Source organism: Paucibacter sp. KCTC 42545, from assembly GCF_001477625.1.
Taxonomy (GTDB): domain Bacteria; phylum Pseudomonadota; class Gammaproteobacteria; order Burkholderiales; family Burkholderiaceae_C; genus Paucibacter_A.
In genome coordinates, this window is record NZ_CP013692.1 from 2,383,272 (window position 1) to 2,408,544 (window position 25,273).

Annotated in this window: 21 protein-coding genes; 11 read left to right on the top strand and 10 right to left on the bottom strand. The window is 65.1% G+C overall.

Annotated elements, in window-relative coordinates:
- Nucleotides 1–108: 108 nt before the first annotated feature.
- From AT984_RS10475 to AT984_RS10505, 7 genes are all read right to left on the bottom strand, one after another.
- Complete coding sequence (locus AT984_RS10475) at nucleotides 109–1,302, bottom strand: ABC transporter substrate-binding protein (RefSeq protein WP_058722233.1); 1,194 nt, start codon at nucleotides 1,300–1,302, stop codon at nucleotides 109–111.
- A 59-nt stretch (nucleotides 1,303–1,361) separates the two neighbouring features.
- Nucleotides 1,362–3,002, bottom strand: a complete 1,641-nt coding sequence (locus AT984_RS10480) for an AMP-binding protein (protein ID WP_058720047.1) — start codon at nucleotides 3,000–3,002, stop codon at nucleotides 1,362–1,364.
- Between the two features lie 699 nt (nucleotides 3,003–3,701).
- Entirely contained in the window at nucleotides 3,702–4,877 is a 1,176-nt protein-coding gene (locus AT984_RS10485) for an acyl-CoA dehydrogenase family protein (RefSeq protein ID WP_058720048.1), read from the bottom strand.
- A gap of 3 nt (nucleotides 4,878–4,880) precedes the next feature.
- Nucleotides 4,881–5,732, bottom strand: coding sequence for an enoyl-CoA hydratase family protein (locus tag AT984_RS10490; protein ID WP_058720049.1), 852 nt, complete (start codon nucleotides 5,730–5,732; stop codon nucleotides 4,881–4,883).
- Between the two features lie 11 nt (nucleotides 5,733–5,743).
- A complete protein-coding gene (locus AT984_RS10495; protein WP_058722234.1) occupies nucleotides 5,744–6,295 on the bottom strand; it encodes a MarR family winged helix-turn-helix transcriptional regulator in 552 nt (183 codons plus the stop codon).
- Nucleotides 6,296–6,300: 5 nt separating this feature from the next.
- Nucleotides 6,301–7,098 (bottom strand): SDR family NAD(P)-dependent oxidoreductase, encoded by a 798-nt coding sequence (locus tag AT984_RS10500; RefSeq protein WP_058720050.1) that lies wholly within the window; start codon nucleotides 7,096–7,098, stop codon nucleotides 6,301–6,303.
- Nucleotides 7,095–9,440 carry a bifunctional salicylyl-CoA 5-hydroxylase/oxidoreductase gene (locus AT984_RS10505; RefSeq protein ID WP_058720051.1) on the bottom strand — a complete coding sequence of 782 codons (2,346 nt, stop codon included), beginning with the start codon at nucleotides 9,438–9,440 and terminating at the stop codon, nucleotides 7,095–7,097. Before AT984_RS10505 ends, AT984_RS10500 begins: the two co-directional genes overlap by 4 nt.
- Before the next feature lie 431 nt (nucleotides 9,441–9,871).
- Between AT984_RS10505 and kynB the strand changes: the two genes are divergently transcribed.
- The 6 genes from kynB to AT984_RS10535 all read left to right on the top strand — a co-directional run bounded on the left by kynB (nucleotide 9,872) and on the right by AT984_RS10535 (nucleotide 18,341).
- A complete protein-coding gene (kynB, locus tag AT984_RS10510; protein WP_058722235.1) occupies nucleotides 9,872–10,522 on the top strand; it encodes an arylformamidase in 651 nt (216 codons plus the stop codon).
- A gap of 15 nt (nucleotides 10,523–10,537) precedes the next feature.
- Nucleotides 10,538–11,848 carry a kynureninase gene (kynU, locus tag AT984_RS10515; RefSeq protein WP_058722236.1) on the top strand — a complete coding sequence of 437 codons (1,311 nt, stop codon included), beginning with the start codon at nucleotides 10,538–10,540 and terminating at the stop codon, nucleotides 11,846–11,848.
- Nucleotides 11,845–12,747, top strand: a complete 903-nt coding sequence (kynA, locus tag AT984_RS10520) for a tryptophan 2,3-dioxygenase (protein ID WP_082679938.1) — start codon at nucleotides 11,845–11,847, stop codon at nucleotides 12,745–12,747. Before kynU ends, kynA begins: the two co-directional genes overlap by 4 nt.
- A 116-nt stretch (nucleotides 12,748–12,863) precedes the next feature.
- Nucleotides 12,864–13,688 carry a substrate-binding periplasmic protein gene (locus tag AT984_RS10525; RefSeq protein ID WP_058720052.1) on the top strand — a complete coding sequence of 275 codons (825 nt, stop codon included), beginning with the start codon at nucleotides 12,864–12,866 and terminating at the stop codon, nucleotides 13,686–13,688.
- Nucleotides 13,689–13,747: 59 nt separating this feature from the next.
- On the top strand, nucleotides 13,748–16,336 hold the full coding sequence (locus tag AT984_RS10530) for an ATP-binding protein (RefSeq protein ID WP_058720053.1): 2,589 nt from the start codon (nucleotides 13,748–13,750) through the stop codon (nucleotides 16,334–16,336).
- 196 nt (nucleotides 16,337–16,532) lie between these two features.
- On the top strand, nucleotides 16,533–18,341 hold the full coding sequence (locus tag AT984_RS10535; RefSeq protein WP_058720054.1) for an aminopeptidase P family protein: 1,809 nt from the start codon (nucleotides 16,533–16,535) through the stop codon (nucleotides 18,339–18,341).
- Nucleotides 18,342–18,458: 117 nt separating this feature from the next.
- Here AT984_RS10535 and AT984_RS10540 read toward each other — a convergent pair whose 3' ends face one another.
- The 3 genes from AT984_RS10540 to AT984_RS10550 all read right to left on the bottom strand — a co-directional run bounded on the left by AT984_RS10540 (nucleotide 18,459) and on the right by AT984_RS10550 (nucleotide 20,820).
- Entirely contained in the window at nucleotides 18,459–19,316 is an 858-nt protein-coding gene (locus AT984_RS10540; RefSeq protein ID WP_058720055.1) for a LytR/AlgR family response regulator transcription factor, read from the bottom strand.
- On the bottom strand, nucleotides 19,313–20,374 hold the full coding sequence (locus AT984_RS10545) for a sensor histidine kinase (protein WP_058720056.1): 1,062 nt from the start codon (nucleotides 20,372–20,374) through the stop codon (nucleotides 19,313–19,315). The genes AT984_RS10540 and AT984_RS10545 overlap by 4 nt, the downstream gene beginning before the upstream one ends.
- Nucleotides 20,375–20,571: 197 nt before the next feature.
- Nucleotides 20,572–20,820: a hypothetical protein gene (locus AT984_RS10550; RefSeq protein ID WP_058720057.1), complete on the bottom strand. Its 249-nt coding sequence runs from the start codon at nucleotides 20,818–20,820 to the stop codon at nucleotides 20,572–20,574.
- Between the two features lie 311 nt (nucleotides 20,821–21,131).
- Between AT984_RS10550 and AT984_RS10555 the strand changes: the two genes are divergently transcribed.
- From AT984_RS10555 to AT984_RS10575, 5 genes are all read left to right on the top strand, one after another.
- On the top strand, nucleotides 21,132–21,617 hold the full coding sequence (locus tag AT984_RS10555; RefSeq protein WP_058720058.1) for an SgcJ/EcaC family oxidoreductase: 486 nt from the start codon (nucleotides 21,132–21,134) through the stop codon (nucleotides 21,615–21,617).
- 111 nt (nucleotides 21,618–21,728) lie between these two features.
- A complete protein-coding gene (locus tag AT984_RS10560; protein WP_058720059.1) occupies nucleotides 21,729–22,100 on the top strand; it encodes a hypothetical protein in 372 nt (123 codons plus the stop codon).
- A gap of 75 nt (nucleotides 22,101–22,175) precedes the next feature.
- Nucleotides 22,176–23,486, top strand: a complete 1,311-nt coding sequence (locus AT984_RS10565; protein ID WP_058720060.1) for a TolC family protein — start codon at nucleotides 22,176–22,178, stop codon at nucleotides 23,484–23,486.
- Nucleotides 23,487–23,536: 50 nt separating this feature from the next.
- A complete protein-coding gene (locus AT984_RS10570) occupies nucleotides 23,537–24,103 on the top strand; it encodes a hypothetical protein (protein WP_058720061.1) in 567 nt (188 codons plus the stop codon).
- Nucleotides 24,100–25,269 carry an efflux RND transporter periplasmic adaptor subunit gene (locus AT984_RS10575; protein ID WP_058720062.1) on the top strand — a complete coding sequence of 390 codons (1,170 nt, stop codon included), beginning with the start codon at nucleotides 24,100–24,102 and terminating at the stop codon, nucleotides 25,267–25,269. The genes AT984_RS10570 and AT984_RS10575 overlap by 4 nt, the downstream gene beginning before the upstream one ends.
- Nucleotides 25,270–25,273: the final 4 nt, after the last annotated feature.

Consider the following 25,273-nt stretch of genomic DNA (forward strand, 5'->3'; position numbering starts at 1 on the left):
GCTCATGTCCCCCGTCCACGGCCTGCGGCCGCGGCCTCCTCCTTTACTTCGCCGCAGCGCCCGCCTGTTCCCCTTGGGCAGCCGGCTGTGTTGCGGCGCCTTTCAAGTTCACTGCATCTTGCAAGATGCCGCGTAGGCATCCGCATGATTACTGAAGATCTTGCCCAGGGTCTTGTTGGTGACGCGGCCTTGCGCGTCCTTGGTGATCACGCGCAGGTAGTAGTCCTGGATCGGGAACTGGTTGTTATTGAACTTGAAGCCGCCTCGGATGGAGTTGAACTTGGCGGCCTTCAAGGCCTTCAAGAGTGCGGGCTTGTCTTCGATCTTGCCTTTGACATCACGCACCGCGGCGTCCATCAGCAAGGCGGCGTCATAGCCTTGGGCGGCGAACATCGACGGCAGGCGACCGTAGTCTTTCTGGAAGTCGGCCACAAACTTCTTGTTGCCGGCGTTGTCCATGTCATGCGCCCATTGCGAGCTGTTGAACATGCCCAGCATGGGCTCGCCCACGGCCTTGATCACATCCTCGTCAGCCGAGGTGCCGGGGCCGAACAAGGTGATGTCTTTCGACAAGCCTGCACCCACAAACTGCTTGATGAAATTGATGCCCATGCCACCGGGCAGGAAGATGTACATGCTGTCGGGCTTGGCCGCACGGGCCTGCGCCAGTTCGGCCGCATAGTCCAACTGTCCGAGCTTGGTGAAGATCTCTTCCACCACCTCGCCCTTGTAGAAGCGCTTGAAGCCGGCGGCTGCGTCCTTGCCCGCCGGGTAGTTGGGCGCCAAGATCACCACCTTTTTGAAGCCCTTGTCCGTCATGGTCTTGCCAATGGCTTCGTGGACGTTGTCGTTCTGCCAAGCCACATTGAAGAAGAATGGGTTGCACTGCTCTCCCGCGTACTGCGAGGGGCCGGCATTGGCGCTGATGTAAGGCGTCTTGCTGGCGAAGACGCTGGGGCCCACGGCCAGCATCAGATTGGAGAACACGATGCCGGTCATGAAGTCGACCTTGTCGCGCTTGATCAGACGGTCCGAGGTCTGCTTGGCGACTTCGGGATTTTGCTGGTCATCGGCCGTGATCAGCTCAACAGGCAGGCCGCCGAACTTGCCGCCGCTGTGCTTGAGCGCCAGGGCAAAGCCATCGCGAATGTCCACGCCCAAACCTGCGCCCGGGCCCGACAAGGTGCTGAGCAAGCCGACCTTGACCTTGTCAGCCGCCTGGGCCTGAGTGGCACCCAGCGCCATGCAGAGTGCCAACAGGCTGAGGTTCAAACGCTGACTGTTCTTTGCTGCCAACTTCATCATCGAGCTCTCCTTGATTTGAATAGGAATCACGCTGACCCACAGGCTGTGGATCGGCTTCAGGACGATTTCACCGCCGCATCGCTGCGCAAGCGAAAGCGCTGCAATTTGCCCGTTTCGGTGCGTGGCAGTTGGCTGGTGAACTCGATGGCGCGCGGGTATTTGTAGGGCGCCAGTTGCGCCTTCACAAAGTCCTGCAAGGTCTTGACCATCTCGGCGCTGGCCGCCTGGCCTGACCGCAAGACCACAAAGGCTTTGACGATCTGCCCCCGTGCTTCATCTGCCTGCCCCACCACTCCGCATTCCGCCACGGCCGGGTGCAATAAGAGGGCTGCTTCCACCTCCGGCCCGGCGATGTTGTAGCCCCCGGAGATGATCATGTCATCGGTGCGCGACTGGTAGACGAAGTAACCCTCATCGTCGACCAAATACGCGTCCCCGGTCAGGTTCCAACCCTTCAGAACATAACTAGCTTGGCGCGGGTCGGCCAGGTAGCGGCAACCCGTCGGCCCCTTGATCGCCAAGCGGCCGATTTGGCCCGCAGGCAAGACCTGACCCTCATCGTCCAGTACGCAAGCCCGGTAGCCCGGCACCGGCTTGCCGGTCGCGCCCGGCTTGGCCGTGGACTCGTCATGCGAGATGAAGATGTGCAGCAACTCGGTGGCGCCGATGCCATCGATCAGCTCGATGCCGCTGGCGTCCTTCCACAATGCCCGGGTGGCCGCTGGTAGCGCCTCGCCAGCGCTGACACATTTGCGCAAGCTGCTGACGTCGTGCTGGGGCAGTTGCGGCGCCATCACGCGGTAAGAGGTGGGCGCGGTGAAGCACACGGTGGCGCGGTACTTGGCAATGGCGGGCAACAAGGCGTCCGGCGTGGCCTTTTCCAGCAGCACAGCGGAAGCCCCCACCGTCATCGGAAAGAGCAGCAAGCCGCCCAGGCCGAAGGTGAAGGCCAAGGGTGGGCTACCGATGAAGATATCGTCCGCCTGGGGTTTCAGCACATGCGGCGGCCAGCAGCGGCAGATCGCCATCACATCGCGATGGAAATGCATGCAGCCCTTGGGCTTGCCGGTGGTGCCGGAGGTGAAGGCAATCAGGCAGCAGTCATCGGCGGCGGTGTCCACATTGTTGAATTCGGCGGGCTTGGTGGCGGCGATGGCTTCCAAGTTATCCGCCCCATCGGCACCGCCGCAGTTGAACAGCCGGATCTCGCGCAGCGTTGGGCATTGCGCTTGCGCCGCGCACAGGTCATCGATCAGGCGTGCATCGCACAGGGCATGGCTGACCTCGGCTTTTTGAATCACCTGGCTCAACTCACCGCCGCGCAACATGGGCATGGTGGCGACCGCAATCCCGCCGGCCTTTTGCACCGCAAACCAGCAGGCCGCCAGCTGCGGCGTATTGGCGCCGCGCAGCAGCACCCGGTTGCCAGGCACCAGGCCCATGTCTTGCACCAGCACATGGGCGATGCGGTTGGCCTTGGCCTGCAGATCGGCATAAGTCCAGCGCTCACCGCGATCCCCTTGCAAGCACAGGCGCTCGCCCTGGCCTTCGCTCACCCAGCGGTCCAGCAATTCGCTGGCGCAGTTCAGGCGTTCGGGGAACTTCAGCTCGGGCAGCTCGAAGATCAATTCGGGCCATTGCTCGGGGGGCGGCAGGTGATCGCGGGCGAAGGTGTCGAGGTGGGCGGTGTAGGTCATGGCTTGGCACTCAAGGTTTTAACTTCCGGCCGACTTGGCGAGGGCTGCGCGAGCTCGACGGCCCAGCGGGGATTTCGCCCCCGCAGGCGACCTTCTTTCTTGGGCGCCCAAGAAAGAAGGCAAAGAAGCCGCCCCTGCCGCATGGCCCCTGCGGGGTTCGCTGCGGTACTCGGCTTCGCCTGGCCGCGCAGAACTCGCTTCGTTCGCTAACGCTCACTGCGCTCAGACAGCTGCGCGAAGTCAGTTCTTGCAGTCGCTGCGCGACGCCAGGCGAATCCTCCGCTCCTCGCCCATGCAGAAGGGGAGACTCAGGTCTCGGCTCGCTACGCATCGCCTCGAGTAGCGGCCTGCGCTGCGCACTCGCCGCCTGAATTAAACCGAGGCGATGCGCAGCGAGCCGTGACCGTGTTCGGTCCCATATGTCTGGGTGAGGAGCGGAGAATTCCAGGGCAGGCGCGCCAGCGCCTTCAAGCTCTAGCTTCGCGCAGCTGTCTGAACGCAGCGAGCGCCAGCGAGCGAAGTGAGTTCTGCGCGAGCCCTGGAATTTGAGCACCGCAGCGGACCCCGCAGGGGCCAGACATCTGGGTCGCCTTTCTTTGCTTACTTTCTTTGGCGAAGCAAAGAAAGTGAGGCGGCTGCCGGGCCGCAATCCCGGCATGGGCCCGGCCACAAGCGCATCGCAAAATGGGCCGAGCGCATTCATCGCAGCAAGTCCCGCCCAATGATGAGCTGCTGCACCTCGCTGGCCCCTTCGTAGATCCGCAAAGCGCGAATTTCGCGATAGAGCTGCTCCACCATCTCGCCGCTGCGCACACCCCGGCCGCCAAAGATCTGCACGGCGGCGTCGATCACCTGCTGTGCGCCTTCGGTGGCCATCAGTTTGGCCATGGCGGCTTCGCGGGTCACGTTCTGGCCCTGGTCACGCTGCCAGGCGGCGCGGTAGACCAGCAGCGCCGAGCTATCCACTGTGCAGGCCATGGTGGCCAGCTTGGCCTGCGTCAGCGGCAAATCTGCCAGCCGCGCGCCAAACATGGCCCGGCTCTTGGCCTGCGCCAAACCCTCTTGCAAGGCCCGGCGCGCAAAGCCCAGGGCGGCGGCGGCCACCGAAGTGCGGAACACATCGAGCGTGCGCATCGCGATCTTGAAGCCCTCGCCCGCCGTGCCAATCAGCTGGCTCTTGGGCACCCGGCAATTCACAAAACGCAGACGCGCCAGCGGGTGCGGTGCGATCACCTGAATGCGCTCGGCAATCTCAAAGCCGGGCGTGTCGGCATCGACGATGAAGGCACTGATGCCTCTCGAACCGCGAACAGCCCCCGCGGGCTGTTCGCCCTCCCCGGTCCGCGCGAACACGGTGTAAAAGCCCGCGATGCCGCCGTTGGAGATCCAGGTCTTCTCGCCGTTGAGCACATAGCAGTCGCCGTCTTCCACCGCGCTGCATTGCATCGCCGCCACGTCAGAGCCCGCCTCGGGCTCTGACAAGGCGAAGGCCGCCAGAACTTCACCGCGGGCCACCCGCGGCAGATAACGCTCCCGCTGCGCGGCGCTGCCGGCCAGCGAAATTGCGCCCGAACCCAGGCCTTGCATAGCAAAGGCAAAGTCGGCCAGGCCGTTGTGGCGGGCCAGAGTTTCGCGCAGCAGGCAGATGGCGCGGGTATCGATCACCTCGGCCGCGCCGCCCAAGGCCTGGCCGGCGATCGCGTGGCGCAGCCAACCTGCCTCGCCCAGCTGTTTGACCAGCGACTGGCACTCGGCATCCACATCCGCCGCATGGCCGGCGTGCAGATGGGCGCCACACCAGGCGTCCAACTCGGCCGCCAATTCGCGGTGACGCGCGTCGAAGAAAGGCCATTCCAGATGTTTCAGATGGGGCATGGCTCAATCTCCCTTGAATGCCGGCCGCTGCTTGGCGACGAAGGCGTGATAGGCGCGTTGAAAGTCTTGCGTCATCATGCAGATGGCCTGTGCCTGCGCTTCGGACTCGATGGCCTCGTCCACGCCCATGGCCCATTCCTGATGCAGCATCTTTTTGGTCATGGCATGGCCAAAGCTGGGGCCGCCAGCAATTTGCTCTGCCCAGGCCACGGCGCTACTCAAGACCTCAGCGGGTTCGACCAGGCGGTTCAGAAAGCCCCAGCTCAAGGCCTCGTCGCCGCCCAGATTGCGGCCGCTGTAAAGCAAGTCAGAAGCGCGGCCCTGGCCGATGATGCGCGGCAAGAGGCTGCACGCACCCATATCGCAACCGGCCAGGCCGACGCGGCTGAACAAAAAGGCGGTCTTGCTGCGGGCGGTGCCCACACGCAGGTCCGAGGCCATGGCGATGATGGCGCCGGCGCCGGCGCAAACGCCGTCAATGGCCGAGATGACAGGCTGCGGGCAGGCCCGCATGGCCTTGACCAAGTCGCCCGTCATGCGGGTGAAGGCCAGCAAATCGGGCATGCTCATCTGGGTCAGCGGACCGATGATTTCATGCACATCGCCGCCGGAGCAAAAGTTCTCGCCGGCGCCCTGTACGACGATGGCGCGCACCTCGTCCACATAGCTCAGCGTGCGAAACAGATCGCGCAGCTCGGCATAGCTCTCGAAGGTGAGCGGGTTCTTGCGCTCGGGCCGGTTCAGGGTGATCACACCCACCATGCCGCGCTGCTCCCAGGCGAAATGCTGGGGCGCGAAGCCCTGCAGGCTGCGCTGGTTACCGGCCAGGAGGTGGCTGTCCATCGGCTTCTTCATTGGTGTGTCGCTCATCGCTTGCTCGTCCTATCCTTGGCGCGTGGTTTGGGCGGGGTCAGGTCTTGCCCCGCGGCGTCCAGCGCGCCCAAATGTGTTTTCAATTCGGCCAGCAAGCCGTGGACTTGCGCTTGCTGCTCGGCATTCCAGCCGCCCAACAATTCCAGCACCCATTGCTCATGGGTGCTGGCCATGCGCTTGAACTGGCGCCGGCCCTGGGGCGTGAGTTTGACGGAAAAGCTGCGCCGGTCGCTGGGGTGCGGGGCGCGCAGCACCAGGCCTTCGGCTTCCAGCTGATCAGTGATGCCCGTGATATTGCCGCCGGTCACCATCAGGCGCTGCGACAACTCGCGCATGCTCAGGCCCTGCGGGTGGCGCTCCAGTTGGGCCAGCAAGTCAAAGCGCGGCAAGGTGGTCGCAAAGTCTTGCGCCAAGCGCTTGCGAATCACCGCCTCGACCCGGGTGGTGCAGGCGAGCATGCGCAGCCAGAGCCTGAGGGCTTGATGGGTTTGGTGGTCCTGCCCCTGCAGGCGCGACTCCAGATCGGGCGTTTCGGTGGCGGCCACGGTGCTCACATCAGCTCCCCACCGCACACGGCAATCGACTGACCATTCATCGCGCCAGCGGCCGGGCGGGCCAGCCACAGCACGGCATCGGCAACTTCGGCAGGCTGCACCAGGCGGCCCTGCGGGTTGCTGGCCGCAAAGCCGGCTAGGGCCTGCTCGGGCGTGCGGCCGGTCTTTTGCACCAGGGTGTCGACGGCGCGGCTGATGATGTCGGTTTCGGTATAGCCCGGGCATACCGCATTGACGGTGATGCCGCGCCGCGCTACTTCCAACGCCAAGGCACGGGTCAAGCCCAGCACGCCATGCTTGGCGGCACAGTAGGCTGCCACATAGGGGTAGCCCGTCAGCGCGGCCGTGCTGGCGACATTGATGATGCGGCCAAAGCCCTGCTCCAGCATCGCGGGCAAGACTTCACGGCTGCACAAAAAAGTGCCGGTCAGGTTGACACCCAGCATGGTCTGCCACATGTCCAAACTACTGCGGTGCAGAGGCGCGGTTTGAACCTGGCCGGCGTTATTGACCAAAATGGCTGCTGGCCCGAAAGCCCCTTGGCTCACTGCACCGAAGGCCTGCTGCACGCTGGCCTCCTCGCTCACATCCACGGTTTGTAGGGCCAAGCGGCCGGGTGCTTGCAAAGCAGCGGCTTGCGCTTGCAGGCGCTCCAGGCTGCGGCCCATCAAAGTGACATTGGCGCCGGCAGCCAGCAAGGCCTGAGCGATGGCCGCCCCGATGCCGCTGCCGCCGCCGGTGACGACGGCGTGCTTGCCGTGCAGAACAAGCTCGCTAATTCCTTCCTTGCTCATACGCCCAGCGCCTTCAAATCCTGCGCCTGTGCCGCCGCGCCCTGGGTGCGCTGGCGCTCAAACTCGCGCTCCAGCTGCTGCTTGCCCGCCAGATAGGGCTGCGGCCAAGCCAGCCCGACCGGGCCGGTGTAGCCAATGCGCGCGGCTTCGGTCAGCGTCCATGCCGGGTTGGCCAGATGTGGGCGGGCCACGGCGCACAAGTCCGCCCGGCCGGCCGCAATGATGCTGTTGACATGGTCGGCCTCGGAGATGCCGCCCACCGCCATGGTCGGGATGCCGACGCGGTTGCGAATGCTCTCGGCGAAAGGGGTTTGCCACATGCGGCCGTAGACCGGCCTTTCCTGCTTGCTGACCTGGCCGGAGGACACATCGATCAGGTCCGCCCCAGCGGCCTTAAAGGCTGCTGCGATCTCCACCGCATCTTCGGGCGTGGTGCCACCGGCCACCCAGTCATTCGCGGAGATGCGCACCGACATGGGCCGCTCCGCCGGCCACAGAGCCCGCATGGCCGCAAACACTTCGAGCGGGAAGCGCAGGCGATTGGCCAGGCTGCCGCCGTAATCGTCCTGACGCTGATTGGTCAGGGGCGAGATGAAGCTCGAGAGCAAATAGCCGTGGGCGCAATGCAGCTCAAGCCAGTCGAAACCAGCGGCGGCGGCGCGGCGGGTGGCGGCACAGAAGTCGGCCTTGACTTGGGCCATTTCGGCCAGGCTGATGGCGCGCGCGGTCTGGCTCACGCCCGCCAAATACTGCTGGCTGGAGGCCGACACCAGCGGCCAATTGCCATCGGCCAGTGGCTGATCGGTCCCCTCCCAGCCGACACGGGTCGAGCCCTTGGGTCCAGCATGGCCCAGCTGCATCGCAATCTTGGCGCTGCTGTGCTGGTGCACAAAACTGACGATGCGCGCCCAGGCCTCGCCTTGCGCATCGGTGTAGAGGCCGGGGCAGCCGGGGGTGATGCGGGCATCTGCCGAGGTGCAAGTCATCTCGGCAAACACCAGGCCGGCGCCGCCCAAGGCGCGCGCGCCCAAATGGGCCAGGTGGTAGTCGCCGGGCAGGCCGTCCACGCAGCTGTATTGCGCCATCGGCGACACCACCACGCGGTTTTTCAGCGTCAGGCCGCGCAAGGTGAAGGGAGTGAACATGGGCGGAACTGCTGCATGCTCGGGCGCCAGGCCTGCCCGCTCACCCAACCATTGCTCAAAGCCACGCACATAGGCGGGATCACGCTGGCGCAGGTTCTCGTGCGAGATGCGTTGCGAGCGGGTCAGCAAGGAATAGGCAAATTGCTCCGGGGCCAGGTGCGCATGGCGAGCCACGTTCTCAAACCACTCGGTGGAATTGCGCGCCGCATTCTGGATGCGCAGCACCTCGATGCTGCGGCTGGCCTGGTACTGCGCCAAGGCAGTGGGCAAATCGGACGCATGGGCGGCGATGTCTTGCGCCAGCGCAATCGCATCTTCCAGCGCCAGCTTGGTGCCCGATCCAATGGAGAAATGCGCCGTGTGCGCCGCATCGCCCATCAACACCACTGGCGTGCCTTGGGCGTTGACATGCACCCACTGCTTGCACACCACGCGCGGGAAGCGTATCCACTGGGCCGAGCCGCGCAGATGGGCGGCATTGGAGCGCAGCGAGTGGCCGTCCAGCACCTTGGCAAACAAGCGCTCGCAAAAGGCAATGCCCTCTTCCTTGCTCATGGCCTCGATGCCGGCGGCCTGCCAGACCGCCTCCGGCGCCTCGACGATGAAGGTTGAGGTGTGCTCGTCAAAGCGATAAGCATGGGCCTGAAACCAGCCCCATTCGGTTTGCTGGAAATCGAAGGTAAAAGCCTCGAACAAGCGGCTGGTGCCCAGCCAGACAAAGCGACATTGGCGCAGGTCGATGTCAGGCTGATAGGTGGCGGCGTATTTCTGGCGCAGGCGGCTGTTCAGGCCGTCGGCGGCGATGATGAGATCAGCCTCAATTTCGCCGTCGTCCGGCACATCGGACTCGAAGCGCAGATCCACACCCAGCTCCACGCAGCGCGCTTGCAGAATCTGCAGCAATTGCATGCGCCCGATGCCGCAAAAACCGTGGCCGCCGGAGCGCATCGTGCGCCCCTGAACATGCACCTCGATATCGTCCCAATGGTTGAAAGCCTGCAGAATCGCATCGGCCGTTTTGGCGTCGGCCTCACGCATGGCGCCGAGTGTTTGATCCGAGAACACCACGCCCCAACCGAAGGTGTCACCGGGCTTGTTGCGCTCCAGCACAGTGATGTGATGGCTAGGGTTTTGCTGCTTCATCAGCAGGGCGAAATACAGGCCAGCCGGGCCTCCACCAATGCAGCAAATGCGCATATCAAATCTCCTCGGGTTGATCGCACTTTAGGCATGGATAGTTGAGGTGTCAATCAAATAATCGCACTTGTGCATGGGACTTTCCCGCAGCGAAAATGCGTCGCACACTTGTTGCTTGCTTGTTGGGATTAACCGACACCACGCCCCGCCACGCCTTGTTAAGGTGCCGACCGTTCAAGCCAAGGGAGACTGATCCTAGATCCGACAGTTGACCGCTTGTCTTGACTTGGGAACCTCAATGCCTACTACCTTTGTTTCGTTCAAGTCCCCTCACCATTCGGGTGACAGCGCTACGCACCCGCCTGGCTCGCTAGGAGGCACGCAGTCTGCGTTGCTTCTCCTCGTGGGCATTAGCCCACTTCGTCGGCGCGCCTTGCCCGCGCGCCCCCTAGCGACCCCTCCGGGCGCGTCCAACTGCCGGAGCTAGGATGATGACCACACCAGCAGCGCCAACAAGGCCACAACGCCTCTGGGATATTTCGCCCCTGGTGTCACCGCAGTCGCCGATCTTTCCGGGTGACGAGCCCTACTCACTGCGCTGGACCGCCCGGCTCTCGCCCGAGTGCCCGGTCAACCTCAGCGCCCTCACCATGTCGCCTCACGTGGGCGCGCATGCGGATGCGCCGCTGCACTATGCAAACGGCGCGGCCAGCGCGGCCGAGGTGGATCTGGCGGCCTATCTGGGCCCATGCCGGGTCATCCACGCCATTGATTGCGGCCCCTTGATTCGCATCGAGCATTTGCAGCATGCAGCTGCAGATCTGCCCTCACGCGTGCTGGTGCGCTGCTGCGAGCGCGCCGATACGCAATGGAACCCCGAGTTCAGCGCCTTCGCCCCCGAGACCGTGGCCTGGCTGGCCGCGCAGGGCGTGCAGCTGATTGGCCTGGACACGCCCTCGGTAGACCCTGCCAGCAGCAAGAGCCTGGACAGCCACCAGCAACTGCTGGCCCTGAATCTGCGGGTGCTGGAGAACCTGGTGCTGGACGAAGTCGCCGAAGGCGACTACGAATTGATTGCCCTCCCCCTCAAACTGGCCGGGGCCTGCGCCTCGCCGGTACGCGCCGTCTTGCGCGAACTTTGACCAAAAGGAATGAACATGAACGCGACCAACATCAGCCGGCAAGACTGCCTGGCGCTGGACCAAGCCGACGCCTTGCGCGGGCTCAAAGACCAGTTCGACTTGCCCGCCGGCGTGATCTATCTGGACGGCAACTCCCTGGGCGTGCTGCCGCGCGCCACACTGGGCCGGGTGCAAGAGGTGATCAGCCAGGAATGGGGTCAGGGCTTGATCAAGAGCTGGAATGATGCCGGCTGGATCGACCTGCCAGAGCGCATCGGCAACAAGATCGGCCGCCTGATCGGCGCCAAGCCGGGCGAGACCATCGTGGCCGACTCCACCTCGCTGAATCTGTACAAGGTGCTGTCCGCCGCGCTGACCCTGCAGCGCCAGGCCGACCCGGCGCGCACGGTGATCGTGTCCGAGCGCAGCAACTTCCCCACCGATCTCTATATCGCCCAAAGCCTGGCCCAGCAGCATGGCGCTCGCCTGCACCTGGTCGACGATGTGGCGGAGATTCCCGGCCTGCTGAACCAAGAACTGGCCGTGCTGATGCTCACGCATGTGAACTACCGCACTGGCTATCAGCACGATATGGCCACGCTGACTGCCGCTACCCATGCGGCGGGCGGCCTGGCAGTGTGGGATCTGGCGCATTCGGCCGGCGCCGTGCCGGTAGACCTGAATGCGGCGGACGCCGACTTCGCCATTGGCTGCGGCTACAAATACCTCAACGGCGGCCCAGGCGCGCCCTCCTTTGCCTGGGTCAACCCACGCTGGGCCGATCAGGCGCAGCAGCCCTTGGTCGGCTGGCTGGGCCATGCCGCGCCCTTCCAGTTCAGCACCGATTACCAGCCTGCTGCCGGCATCAAGCGCTTTGTCTGTGGCACGCCTGCGCTCTTGTCCATGTCGGCACTGGAATGCGGGGTGGACACCTTGCTGGCTGCCGAGCAGTTCGGCGGCATGGCGGCACTGCGCAGCAAGTCCGTCGCACTTACCGAGCTGTTCATCGCACTGGCCGAAGCGCGCTGCGGCGAGCTGGGCGTGCGCCCGGCCTCGCCGCGCGAAGCCCAGCTGCGCGGCAGCCAGGTGTGCCTGAGCCTGGACGCGCCGCTGGAACATGCCGGCTACGCCGTGGTGCAAGCCTTGATCGCGCGCGGCGTGATCGGCGACTTCCGCGCCGGCGACCCGCAGCGCCTGGACGCCGTGCCGCACATCTTGCGCTTTGGCTTCACGCCGGCCTATATCGGCTTCACCGATGTGTTTGACGCGATCGAACATCTGCGCGAGGTGCTCAGCACCCAGCAATGGCAAGAACCCCGCTTCGCCCAGAAAGGCAAGGTCACATGAGCTGCCCCTATCACTCGCAAGACCCGCAAGACAACCAAAGCCTGCCCGCCCAAAGCACGCCTGGCCACACCGAGCAAATCGTTCAGCAAGAAGGCGCGCAGCTCGATTTCTCGAAAGATATGAGCTACGGCGACTATCTGCATCTGGACCAAATTCTGGGCGCCCAGAAGCCGCTTTCGCCCGAGCACAACGAGATGCTCTTCATCGTCCAGCACCAGACCTCGGAGCTGTGGATGAAGCTGATGCTGCACGAGATGGAGGCTGCCGTGGCCAAGCTGGCCGCGGACCAGCTGCCGGAATCCTTCAAGATGCTGGCCCGGGTTTCGCGCATCATGGAGCAGCTGGTGCATGCCTGGGACGTGCTGGCCACGATGACGCCGCCGGAGTACTCGGCCATCCGGCCCTATCTCTCCAACAGCAGCGGCTTCCAAAGCGCGCAGTACCGCCGCATCGAGTTCATGCTGGGCAATAAGAATGCCGCCATGCTCAAGCCCCACGCCCACCGGCCCGACTTGCTGGCCGGGGTGGAAGCCGCCTGGCGTGCGCCTTCGCTGTATGACGAGACCCTGCGCCTGATGGCGCGGCGCGGCATTCAGGTCCCGGCCGAAGCCTTGAACCGCGACTGGACCCAGCCCTATGCCGCCAGCGAGGGCGTCAAGGCCGCCTGGTTGGAGGTCTACCGCCAACCTCAAGCGCATTGGGATCTCTACCAGATGGGTGAAGAGCTGGTCGATCTGGAAGACGCCTTCCGCCTTTGGCGCTTCCGCCACGTCACCACGGTGGAGCGTGTCATCGGCTTCAAGCGCGGCACCGGCGGCACCTCGGGCGTGGGCTATCTGCGCAAGATGCTGGATGTGGTGCTCTTCCCCGAGCTGTGGGCCTTGCGCACCGAGCTTTAAGCAAGCGCTACAGCGCCTGCCAGACCCGCTTTCGGTAGCTAAACCCCAACGCGCAGGCCCTGCCTTCTGCTATAAACCCTTGAGCCGAGCGATCTCGGCTCAAGGAGTTTGTGGACATGGTTCGACGCGACCCGTGGCGCAAGTTTGTCAGCCAACTCGGCTTGAGTTGCGGCCTGCTCCTTGCCTGCGCGCTCACGCCAGGCACCGCACAAGCCGGCGAAGTGATGCAGCGGGTGCTGCAATCCCACAAGCTGCGCGCCTGCATCTGGCCGGGCTACTACAGCATCAGCTACCGCAGCCCCCGAACGCAGCAACTCAGCGGCATCGATATCGACCTGGCCAAGGCTTTTGCCCAAGACCTGGGCGTGACGCTGGAATTTGTCGAAACGACCTATACCCGGCTGATCGATGACCTGCGGCATGACCGCTGCGATGTGGCCATGTTCGGCATCGGCGTCACGCCCGAGCGGCAAGCCAAGCTGGATTTCTCCGCCGCTTATTTGCAAAGCGGCATCTACGCCCTGGTGTCACGCAGCAGCCGCGTCGTCAAGACCTGGGCCGATATCGATCAGCCCGGCGTGCGCGTGGCCGTGCCCGCCACCAGCTTTATCGCGCCCGTCATGGCCGGCTGGCTGCGCCAGGCGCAGTCGGTTCCTCTGCAGATGGAACAGAACTACGAGCTGGAATTGGAGTCGGGCCGGGTCGATGTCTTCATGGTGGACTTTCCCTTCAGCCAATACCTGCTGGCCAATACCGACTGGATTCGGCGCCTGAGCCCGCCCAAGCCACTGGCCGCCATGCCTTACGCCTATGCGGTAAAGCCGGGCGACGAGGCCTGGCTGCAGCGCCTGAATCAGTTTGTCAGCGCCATCAAGCGCGATGGCCGACTCGCCGCCGCTGCGGGTAAGAACGGCCTCACAGAAATCATGGTGCGCCATTGAGCCCCGGCACTCCTGACCCCAGCCAAACGGCGCGGCCAAGCACTGCCTCTGGGGCTGCCATGCCTTTTTCCGCCCAAGGTACTCTGCAGCCCAAACTCAAGCGCCCGCTGCCCAGCTGGCTGAACGCCACGCTGGCACTCTGGGGCACGGCTGCGGTGGCACTACTGCTGAGCGCGCTGGCCATGGGCATGCTGTGGCTGAGCTACGCGCAAGAGCGGCTGGCCGAGCAGGAACAGGCCGAACTATTCGCCAAAAGCCTGGAATGGCATACCAACCAGACCTTGGCGGCCACCGAGCTGACCCTGCGCAGCCTAGCCCGCGAACTGGACGGTAATGAGGGCGATGACAAGCCCGCCCCTCCCGCCAAAGCGCCGGCCTTGAGCGCCGCGCGCAGCTTGGAGCTTCGCAATCAGTTGCTGCATCAAGCCCTGGCCACGCGGCCCTTTGTGCGCAGCTTCTCGCTGCTCAATGCGCAAGGCATGGTGCTGGCCAGCAGCAATCCGGCCAATATTGGTGCCAGCCTGCCCCTGGCGCAGCTGCGAGGCTCTGCCCAGCCCATCCACAGCCGCCCCGATGGCTTGGGCCGCTTGCTGGCCGGGCGCGATCTGGGTGAACGGATTGACCCAACACGACTCGCGGAAGGCGAACAGCGCGCTAGTCCAGGCCCGGCCCGCAGCCATGGGCCGTTTTACGTGCCGCTCAGCCTGCAGCTGGGTGTGCAAGCCGCCCGCGGCTATGTGGTGGCCACACTCAACCCCGACTATTTTTCGAATGTGTTCGAGAGCCAGCTCGGACACAGCGGCCATGTCGCCGCCTTGGTCGGCCTGAATGGCCAATTGATCGCCGGCAGCGAGGACCTCAAGCTCAACACCGGCACTCTGCTGAGCGAGCATCTGGTGTTCAAGCAAAAACTGCCAACCCAGGAAGAAGGCAATTACAAGGACCGGGGCCTGCTCGGCCAAAGCAGTTTGGGCAGCTACCGTCTGACGCATAACTACCCCTGGGTGATCATCGTGGAGGTGCCCAGAAGCCTGGTCTGGTCGCATGTCCAAGCCGAGGTGCAAGCCGTGCTACTGGCCTATCTCGGCAGCCTGGCCCTGATGCTGGTCTTGGGTATCTTCGCTTGGCGGGCCTTGTCGGCCTATGACCAAGCCCATATCGAGTTGGCGCAAATGCACCACAGCCTGGCGGCCCGCGAGCGCGAGCAAAGCCTGCTGATCGAGAACGTGCAGGAGCTGATGTTCCGCACCGACACCCAGGGCGTGTTGCAGTTCATCAACCACGCGAATTTCCTGGCCGGCAAGGATGGCGCGCCCGTGTTGGGGGCAGCTTTCGAAACCCTGGTGGACGCACGCGACCAAGCCAAGGTCCGCAACCTGTTCCGCAGTGCCAGCGGTTTCCTCAAGCTGCCCATCGCCCTGCGCATGTTGGCGCAGAACGGTCGCCAGCGGGTGCTGGAAGTCAGCGTGACCCCGTTTCGAGACACCGAAGGCCAGTTGGCCGGCTATGTCGGCTTCGCCATCGATGTGACCGAGCGTGAAGAAGCCCGAACCCGCTTGCAAGCCCAGCTTGAGTTCACCGCGCGCATGATCGACGTCTGCCCCGTCCCGCTCTATGCCAAAGATGCCTCACTGCGTTACGTGATGGTCAATCAGGCCTGGAGCGAGATCACCGGCATCGACAAGAACATCGCCATGGGGCGTCGCTTCAGCGAACTCAAGCCGCCCTCCATCGCGGGCCCGGTGGAAGAGCGCGACAACTGGCTGCTGAACAACGGCGGCAGCGAGCACAAAGAAATTCATGACAACCAACGCACCTTGCTGACCCACAAAACCGTCTTCGCTGACGGTCATGGCAAGGTCGCTGGCGTGGTGGGCAGCGCGGTAGACATCAGCCGCTTCATCGAAGCGGAGGAGCAAATCCGCGAGGCCCGCGACGCCGCCGAGCAGGCCAACCGGATCAAGACCGAATTCGTCGCCAATATGAGCCATGAGCTGCGGGCGCCGCTGCAAAGCATCATCGGCTTCTCTGAGCTCGGGCAGGAACGCAGCCACGAGTCCCCGCGTCTACAAGGCATGTTCCAGCGCATTTTCAGCGCCGGGCACCGCATGCTGGAGCTGGTCAACAATCTGCTCGACTTGTCTCGGCTGGAAAGCCCGGTCGGTCATCTCAGCTTGCTCAAGCAAGACTGCCGTCCTCTGATCGACCAGCTGCTGAACGAGTATCTGTCGCTGGCTGCCGAGCGCAAGATCAATCTGCAAGCCCAGTTGCCCGAGCAGCCCCTGATGGCCTCGGTGGACGCGGCCCGCCTGCAGCAAGTGCTGCGCAATATGCTGGACAACGCCTTGCGCTTCTCCCCGGCGGACAGCCGCATTGAGCTCAAGGCCCACAGCGACACCCAGGGCCTGCGCATCAGCGTGCGCGACCAGGGCCCGGGCATCCCGGAGGCCGAGATGGAAAGCATTTTTGCGCCCTTCGTCCAAGGCTCGCTCAGCAAGGATGCCTCCGGCAGCAGCGGCAGCAGCGGCGGCACTGGCTTAGGGCTGGCAATCTGCCGCAAGATCATGAACGCGCATGGCGGCAGCATCACCGCCCACAATCACCGCGAAGGTGGTGCCTTGTTCGAGCTGCGCTTGCCGCCGGGCTGAACGCGTGCCCAGTCGCAGCTTCACAGCACGGGCGGCACGCGGATGAGGCACTGGCGATGCACAAGAAGCCTTTTTTGCTGCGGCCTACAATCCGCCGATCTTTTTCGCGGCTCAGACCCGAGCCCCGCCGCATCCTCGCTGACTGAACCCAGTCAGCACCGGGACGGCGTCACAAAATCGCTGGAGATTTGCTGCCATGGATTCCCGCACATCCACCATCACGCTGCGCATCGAGAAGCTGCGCGACGCCATGAAATCGCAAGGCGTGCACGCCGTGCTGGTGCCCTCCAGCGACCCGCATCTGTCTGAGTACCTGCCCGAGCGCTGGCAGAGCCGGCAATGGCTGTCTGGCTTCACCGGCTCGATGGGCACCCTGGTGGTGACGCTGGACCGCGCCGCCATCTTTGCCGACACCCGCTACTGGACCCAAGCCGAGGCCGAGCTGGCCGGCACCGGCATCACGCTGGAAAAAATCTCTAGCGCCATGTCGCCCCAGTTCATCGACTGGATCATTGCCCAAATCAAGCCCGGCCAAACCCTGGCTGTCGACGGCCAGGTGCTGAGCCTGGCCCTGGCCCACACCTTGCGCGCGGCCATGGCCAAGGCCGGCCTGCAACTGCGCACCGATGTCGACCTGATCGACGCCGTGTGGACCGAGCGCGCCAGCCTGCCGCTGGCGCCCATCTACGAACACCTGGCCCCGCACGCCACCAGCAGCCGCGCCGACAAGCTGGCGCAGGTACGCGCGGCCATGGCGGCCCTGGGCCAAAGCCATCACTTCATCTCCAGCGTGGACGATGTGGCCTGGCTGCTCAATCTGCGCGGCGCGGATGTGGACTACAACCCGGTCTTCATGGCCCACGCCCTGCTCAGCGAGCAAGACCTGACCCTGTTCGTCGGCGCCGGCAAGATTGATGCCGCGCTGCAAGCTCGCCTGGCCGCCGATGGCGTGCGCCTGGCCGCTTACGCCGACGCTGCCCCGGCGCTGGCCGCCCTGCCCGCCGGTGCCCGCGTGCTGATGGACCCCAAGCGCGTCACCCTGGGCCTGCGTGAGGCCGTGCCGGCCCACGCCAGCGTGCGCGAAGCCATCAACCCCAGCACCCTGGCCAAGAGCCGCAAGAGCGCAGCCGACGCCGCCTTTGTGCGCGAAGCCATGGCGCAGGACGGCGCCGCGATGTGCGAGTTCTACGCCTGGTTTGAACAAGCCCAAGGCAAAGAGCGCATCACCGAAATCACCATCGACGAGCAGCTCACCGCCGCCCGCGCCAAGCGCCCCGGCTTTGTCGGCCTGTCCTTCCCCACCATCGCCGGCTTCAATGCCAATGGCGCCATGCCGCATTACCGCGCCACGGCCGAATCACATGCGGTGATCGAAGGCAACGGCCTGCTGCTGATTGACTCCGGTGCGCAATATCTGGGCGGCACCACCGACATCACCCGAGTCTGGCCCATCGGTGAAGTCAGCGCCGCGCAAAAGCGCGACTACACCTTGGTGCTCAAGGGCACGTTGAATCTGTCGCGCGCGGTCTTCCCGCAAGGCACGCTGAGCCCCATGCTGGACGCGCTGGCGCGCGCGCCGCTGTGGGCCCATGGCCTGGACTACGGCCACGGCACCGGCCACGGCGTGGGCTATTTCATGAATGTGCACGAGGGCCCGCAAAGCATCTCCAAGGCCATTCCTGACGCCAATATGGCGATGGAGCCGGGCATGATCACCTCGATCGAGCCGGGCCACTATCGGCCGGGCCTGTGGGGCGTGCGGATCGAGAACTTGGTGCTCAATGTCGCCAAGCCCACCAACGAAAACGGTGCCTTCGGCCAGATGCTGGCGTTCGAAACCCTGACCCTGTGCCCGATCGACACCCGCTGCATCGATATGAGCCTGATGTCGGCCGAAGACTGCGCTTGGCTGAACAGCTATCACGCCGAGGTGCGTGCGCGCCTGCAGCCGCTGGTGAGCGGCGCAGCGCTGGCATGGCTGATGGCGCGTACAGAGGCGATCTGAGCCGCCGCTGAGCTGCCACTTTGCGCTAGCCCCGCCTTACCGGCGGGGCTCGCTAGTCAAGTTGGCAACAGCGCTTAGTCTGCTTGTGAGCGGCGTGCGGACAAGCGCGCCGTGCCCTCACATCTGCCGGAACAGGTGCAAATAGCTGCGGCTCACCGGCAGCACCTCGCTGCGGCCGCGCAGATGCACATCGGCGGTCTCATTCGCGCCGCGGGTGACATGGCTGATGGCGTGCAGATTGACCACCACCGAGCGGTGTACCTGCACGAACTTCTGCGGGTCGAGTTGCTCCATCAGCTCACGGATGGGCGTGCGGATCAGTGCCTCGCCCTCGCTCCAAACCACCAAGGTGTATTTCTCGTCGGAGCGCAGATAAATGATGTCGTCCACCGGGATCAGCTTCAGCGTGGCGCCGACCGAGGCGCGAATCCATTGCAGATAAGGCTTGGGCTGGGCGCTGCCTCCGGCGGCCACCGGCGCGCCCTCGCTGTTGCGGGCCAGTTGCGCCAGCAAGCGCTCGATGCGGTCTTCCAAGGCTTGGGTCGTCGCTTGAGCGGCATTGGCCGTGGCCGGTGTCGCCGCCGACGCTACGCGCTCCCGTAGACGCTCCTGCAAGCGCTGCACCGTGTCGGCCAGGCGCTTGTCTTCCAGCGGTTTGACGAGATAGTCCAAGGCGCCCTGCTCAAAGGCTTGCACCGCGTACTGGTCGAAGGCGGTAACGAAAACAATCTGGGCGCGCCGCGCCAACTGGCGCGCCGCCTCGATGCCATTCAAGCCCGGCATATGCACATCCAGAAAGACGATGTCGGGCTGAAGCTCCTCAAACAGTTCCAGCGCCTCGCGCCCGTTGCGGGCCTGGCCCAGCACTTCCAACTCGGGCCAGGCGGCCTTCAGGGCGCGTGCCAAGCTGTCGCGCAGCAGCGGTTCGTCATCGGCGATCAGGGCCGTGGGCGGCCTGGGCAAGAAGCTAGTCATGGCAGGGGAAACTCAATCTCGGCGCGCAGGCCATAGGGCAAATTCTCACTCAGGTCCAGGCGCGCCCCGGGGCCGAAAAAGATCTTCAGGCGCTCGCGCAAATTGCGCAGGCCGGTGCCCGAACCGCTGCTCTGGGTCAGGCCCACGCCGCTATCGCTGACCCAGACGCGGACCTTGCCGGCATCCTGCGACGCCGACACCACAATGCAGCCCCCCTCCTCGCCGGGGTCGATGCCATGCCGGATGGCGTTCTCCACCAAGGTCAGCAAGGCCATGGGCGGGAAACGCAGGGCATGCAAATCAACCGGCACGGTGATGTCAAAACTCAAGCGATCAGGCATGCGCAGATGCATCAGCTCCAGATAGGCCTGCACCAGGCTCAGCTCGTCGCCCAGGCTGGCGGCCTCGTTCTGCAAGCGCGGCATGGCGGCGCGCAGATAGGCGATCAGGCTGCGCAAGACCGGTGCGGCCTGGGGCGAACCCGTTTCCACCAAGGCGCGCACATTGGCCAAGGTGTTGAAGAGGAAATGCGGCTCCACCTGGGCTTGCAGCAGACGCAGCTGGGCGTCCAGGGTTTGGCGCTCCAGCTCGCTGCGCTCCAGATCAAAACGCAGGGCCTGGCTGCGCGCCTCGGCATCTCGTTGGCGATAGAGCGAGGCCATGGCCAACAAGGGCGCCACCACCAGGCCTGAGCCAGAAATGAAGATCATGCCCATGACCTTGCCCTGGCTGTTGAGCAGGGATTCCAGATCGCCGCCCACCGCCACCACATAAACCAGCAAGGTGGCCAGCGGCACGGTCAACACCACCGCCACCACCTGCAACAGCCAGCGCGCGATCCAACTGGGCAGCCGGCGCGGCCATTGCCCCGCGGCCGAGAAGGCCAGCAGCCCCAACAGGCCGACCACCAAGGTGCGTCCCAGCAAGACCGAGAAGGGCGTGATGAAAATGCCTTCCAAGGCCATGGCCGCCAGGGCAGACAAGACCAGCGCCAGCCCCACCCGCGGCAGGGTCAGATAGGCAATGAACTGCCGCCAGGCCTCAGCATGGCTGGGCAAGGCGGGCGCCGAAAGTGAAGAATTGCTAGACATGCCGCAAGGGTAACGGCAGCACCCTCGTCACAGAAGCCTAGGCGGGAGGCAAAGCGACGAACAACGGTTTGGCGGCGTCAAATGGCTGCCCACGGCCCGCTCATCAGACCTTCAAACAACAAGCACAGGCTGCAGGCACGCCGCCAATCAGCTTGGGTGAAGGCTTAGGCCAGCGCCCCAACCCGGCACATCACCACCTCACGCCCGGCATTGATGGCAAAACGCAAGGCCTCGGCCGCCGTGGCCCAGGCGAAGCCGCCGGCCAGGTTTTCGTCCCGAAAGGCCTCCTGGCGCTGGGCATCGCCGCGCACCCGCATCACCACCACCGCCGCCACATAGCCGTAGCGATTGGGGCGATCCAAGGCCCCCGCATAGATCCGAAAATCCCCAGCATCCACTTCGTCGAACTGCATGATCACTCCCTGGCGACCCAACAGCGGCCGCCTGCGGTGCCCACTATCCGCGTTCGCGGGCGCGCAAGCATCCCACCCATTGGAGGGCACCCGAAAGAGGGATTTGCGAAGTCGGCCTTGCTGCCCGCTGGTTTAAAAACCTGGCGGCGCCGGGTTCCCAGGCGCATCCATTACGGTGAACAGAACAGCCTTGGACCTCGCCACGCGCGCTCTGACCGGAGGGCAGGGTCTGCAGCCGGCCCAGAAAACACTGCCGCAAAAACGGGCCAAACCCTATAGTCAGCGCTCCACCAACCTGATCAGGAGCCACCATGTCAGCTGTGAAGACGTTTCGTGTTTGCGCCCCGATTTGCTTGCTTGTTCTGGCCGGCTGTGCCTCCAGCCCGCCTGAAACTGTCGCCACTCGCACGGAGGTGTGCAAGGCCAGTAGCGAGGCAGAGATTGCCGGCTTGTTTGATCGCTGGAACCAGTCGCTGCAAACCGGCGACGCCAAGAAGGTGGTGGCGAACTACGCGCCCAAATCGGTGCTGCTGGCCACGGTGTCCAACACCCCCAGGCTGGACGCGGCACAAAAACAGGACTACTTCGAACATTTCTTGGAGAACAAGCCCAGGGGCATGATCGACTCGCGCACGATTGAACTGGGCTGCAACACGGCCGTGGATGCCGGGCTCTACACCTTTGCCTTCGGCAAGACCGGCGCCACGGTCAAAGCCCGCTACACCTACACCTACCGGTGGAACGGCACGCAATGGCTGATCACCAGCCACCACTCTTCGGCCATGCCGGAAAAGTAAACAAACAAGCATCTAGTTGCGCCATCTGCCAACTCCGCCCGCCCAAGCCTCGGCCCCAAGGCGCGGGCTGGCCCGGGCGGGCCACAAATCCCGCTACACTGCGCGCCAACCATGATCGCCATCCGCCGCATCCTGCTCATCCTGCTCATGCTGACCCTGGGCCTCCAGTCCAGCTGGGCGGCTGTGGCTGGCTTGTGCCTGCATGAGGTGGACGCGCGCGCCGCGACCCATCTGGGCCACCATGCGCATGAGCATGCGCAGCAGGCGGACGATGATGAGGGCCGCAATGCCAAAGCCAAGCAGCAGCCCGGTCAGCACGCTGACTGCGCCACCTGCCATGTCAGCTGCGGCGTGCTGGTTCAAACCGCTGCCGCGGCCAGCCTGCAGTTGCCCAGCAGCCGGGTCGACACGCCCTATCTGCGCAGCGTCACCCAGGGTCAGCCCGAGCGCCTGATCCGCCCCCCACGCCACTTCCTCGCCTGACGCCCGGCTCCCTCGCGGAGCCGCCTTCACGCTGCACGCAGCCGCTCAAGCACGGGCGCTGCGACGAGGAAATTTATGAGCAAGAAATCGCCGTCGCGCCAGGCCAATGCCTGGGCGCGACTGAGCTTGGCCATGGGCTTGAGCCTGGGTCTGGCTGGGCCAGTCATGGCCGACCCGCCCAACATCCCTACCACCCCAAACAGCAACACCAGCCCGCCTGCCGCCACGTTGGCCCAGGCGTTTGAGCAAGCCTGGGCCCAACAGGCCGCGGCTCAAGCCGCACCGCAGTGGCGCAATGCCGCGCAAGGCCGCCAGCAAGCCGCGCAACAGTGGCTGGCCGACGCCCCTGCGCTGGACCTGTCCGCCAAGACCGACAGGCTCAACCGCAACGGTGGCAGCCGCGACTACGAGGCCGGGCTGAGCCTGCCGCTGTGGCTGCCAGGTGAGCGTGCGCGCAGCCAGGCCTTGGCCGGCGCCGAACTCAATGCGCTGGAAAGCCAGCTGGCGGCCGAGCGTTTGCGCCTGGCTGGCAGCTTGCGCCAAGCCTGGTGGGCCTGGCAGCTGAGCAAGCAGGATCAGCGCATCGCCCAAGCGCGCCACGCTGCCGCCGCCCAGTTGGCACAAGATGTCGCCAAGCGCCTGCAAGCGGGCGACCTCACCCGCGCCGACCAGCATCAAGCGCAGGCCGCTGAGGCCGCCGCGCAGGCCGAGCTGGCCCAGGCCGCCGTCCAGCGCCTGCAAGCCGAGCAAGCGCTGGCGGCCCTGGGGCTGAGCGACATCTTGGCAAATGGTGCTGCTGAACTTGAGGCGGAGGCTCTGACCGAAGCCCGCCCCGCGGCAATGGCGGAACTCGCGCCCGAGCATCCGGCCTTGCTGGCCCTGCGAGACCGCGCCGCCCTGGCCCAGCGCAATGCCGAGCTGGCCGCCACCCAGACGCGCGCCAACCCGGAGTTGCGCCTGAGCAGCACGCGTGAGCGCGCCAGCTTTGCCGAGCCCTACGCGCAAAGCATCACCGTGGGCCTGCGCCTGCCGCTGGGCAAATCGGCAGCCTCGCAGAGCAAGCAAGCCACGGCCCTGGCCGAGCAACTGGAAGCGCAAGCCCAGCTGAGCCAGCAAAGCCTGGCCCTGCAAGCCGAGCTGCGCAGCGCCGAGGCCCAGCTAACAGCCAGCGGCCTGGCAGCAGAGGCGGCCCAGCGCCGCGCCGAACTGCTGGCGGCCACGCGCGGCTTCTACGCCAAGTCCTTCGCCCTGGGCCAGAGCGATCTGCCGACCCGGTTGCGGGTCGAGCAAGAAGCCTTTGAGGCGCAGCGCCTCAGCGCCCGCGCCCGGCTGCAAGCGGCGCAAGCCGTCTCGGCCCTGCGCCAGGCCCAGGGCTTGCTGCCTTGATGCGCGGTACGCCTCGCGCCTTTGCGACCCACACAAACAATTTTCCGACCATGAAAAAGATCTCCAACACCGCCGTCCTGGCGCTCTGCTTGCTGGCCTTGCCTGCCGCAGCCGGCCCTGGCCACGACCACGACGAAGAAGCATCAGCGCCGATTCACGCGCTCAGCAGCGAGCCCCAAGCTCGCGCCAGCAGCAGCGCCAAGCTGTTTGAGCTGGTGAGCGTGCTGCAAGGGCGTGAGCTGACGCTTTACGTCGACCATGTGGCCGACAACCGCCCGGTGCATTCGGCCACCCTGACGGCCACCTTGAACGGGCACCCCATTGGCGTGAAGCCCCATGGCGAGGGGGAGTTCCATGCGGAACTCGACGCCGAGCCCGCGGCTGGCCCGCTGGCGCTCAGCGTGGTTGTGAACAGCGGCGGCAGCAGCGAAACCCTGCAAGTCGAACTCAGTCCGCCAGTGCTTGACGCGCAAGGCGATGCCCATGCAGCCGACGGCCCGCGCTGGAAGTCACCCCCGGCCGCATTTGCCACAGCACTGGGCCTCAGCGCTCTGATCGCCTTCATCTTCACCCGGCGCCGCCGCATGGCCGCCGCTCGCCTGGGAGCCAGCGCATGAAAAACATCACCACACCATCCCGCCTACACACCCCCTTCAAAGCTCTGGTCTTGGCCCAAGTGCTGGCCCTGATGTGGCCAAGCCTGAGCCTGGCCCATGAGGGTGATGATGAGAAGCCCGCCGCGAAGCCTGGCATCAGCCAGCCAGCAAACGCAAGCAAGGCGGCCAGCACGCCAAAGCGTCAGGCCGACGGCGGCATCTTTTTGCCCAAGCCGGCCCAGCGCCAGCTGGATCTGCGCACCCTGGTGGTGACGCAGGCAGAACTGCCGCGCAGCCTGAGTTTGAACGCCCGCGTCAGCATGGACCCCAATGCCGGTGGCTTGGTGCAAGCCTTGCAAGCCGGCCGCTTGCAGCCGGGCCCGCGCGGCCTGCCGACGCTGGGCCAGCACGTTCAGCAAGGCGAGCTGCTGGGCTATGTGCTGCCCGCCAGCGCCAGCCTGGACCGGGCCGACAAGCAGGCGCAAATCGCCGAGCTGCAGGCAGCCCAGTCACTGGCCCAAAAGCGCCTGGCGCGCTTGCGCGAATTGGCCGACACCGTGCCGCGCAAAGACATTGAAGCGGCCGAGAGCGAGCTGGCCAGTCTGAGCGGCCGCGACCAAGCCTTGCGCGCCGGTTTGACCGAGCGCGAACCCTTGCGCGCGCCGGTCAGCGGCGTGATCGCCGCCAGCTATGCGGTGGCCGGCCAGGTGCTGGAAGCGCGCGAGCGGCTGTTCGAGATCGTCGCCCCCGGCCGCTTGCAAATCGAGGCCTTGGCCTATGACCCTGCCGTGGCCCAGGATGTGGCCAAGGCCTTTGTGGCCGTGGGCAAGAGCCAGATCGAGCTGCGCTTTCTGGGCGCCGCCCGCAGCCTGCGCGAGCAAGCCCTGCCCCTGCACTTCCAGGCCCAAGGCACTGGCTTGATGAACCAGCTGGCGCTGGGGCAAAGCGTCAAGGTAGTGGTGCAGACCCGCAGCAAGATCAGCGGCATGGCCGTGCCGGCATCTGCTTTGGTGAAGAACGCGGCGAATCAAAGCCAGGTCTGGGTCAAAACCGGGGCCGAACAGTTCGAGCCGCGCGTGGTGAGTTGGCAAGCGCTGGACGCAAGCTCGATCGCCGTTACCGCCGGCCTGCAACCGGGTGAGCGGGTGGTGAGCCAGGCCGCTGCCTTGCTCAACCAGATTCGCTAAACAG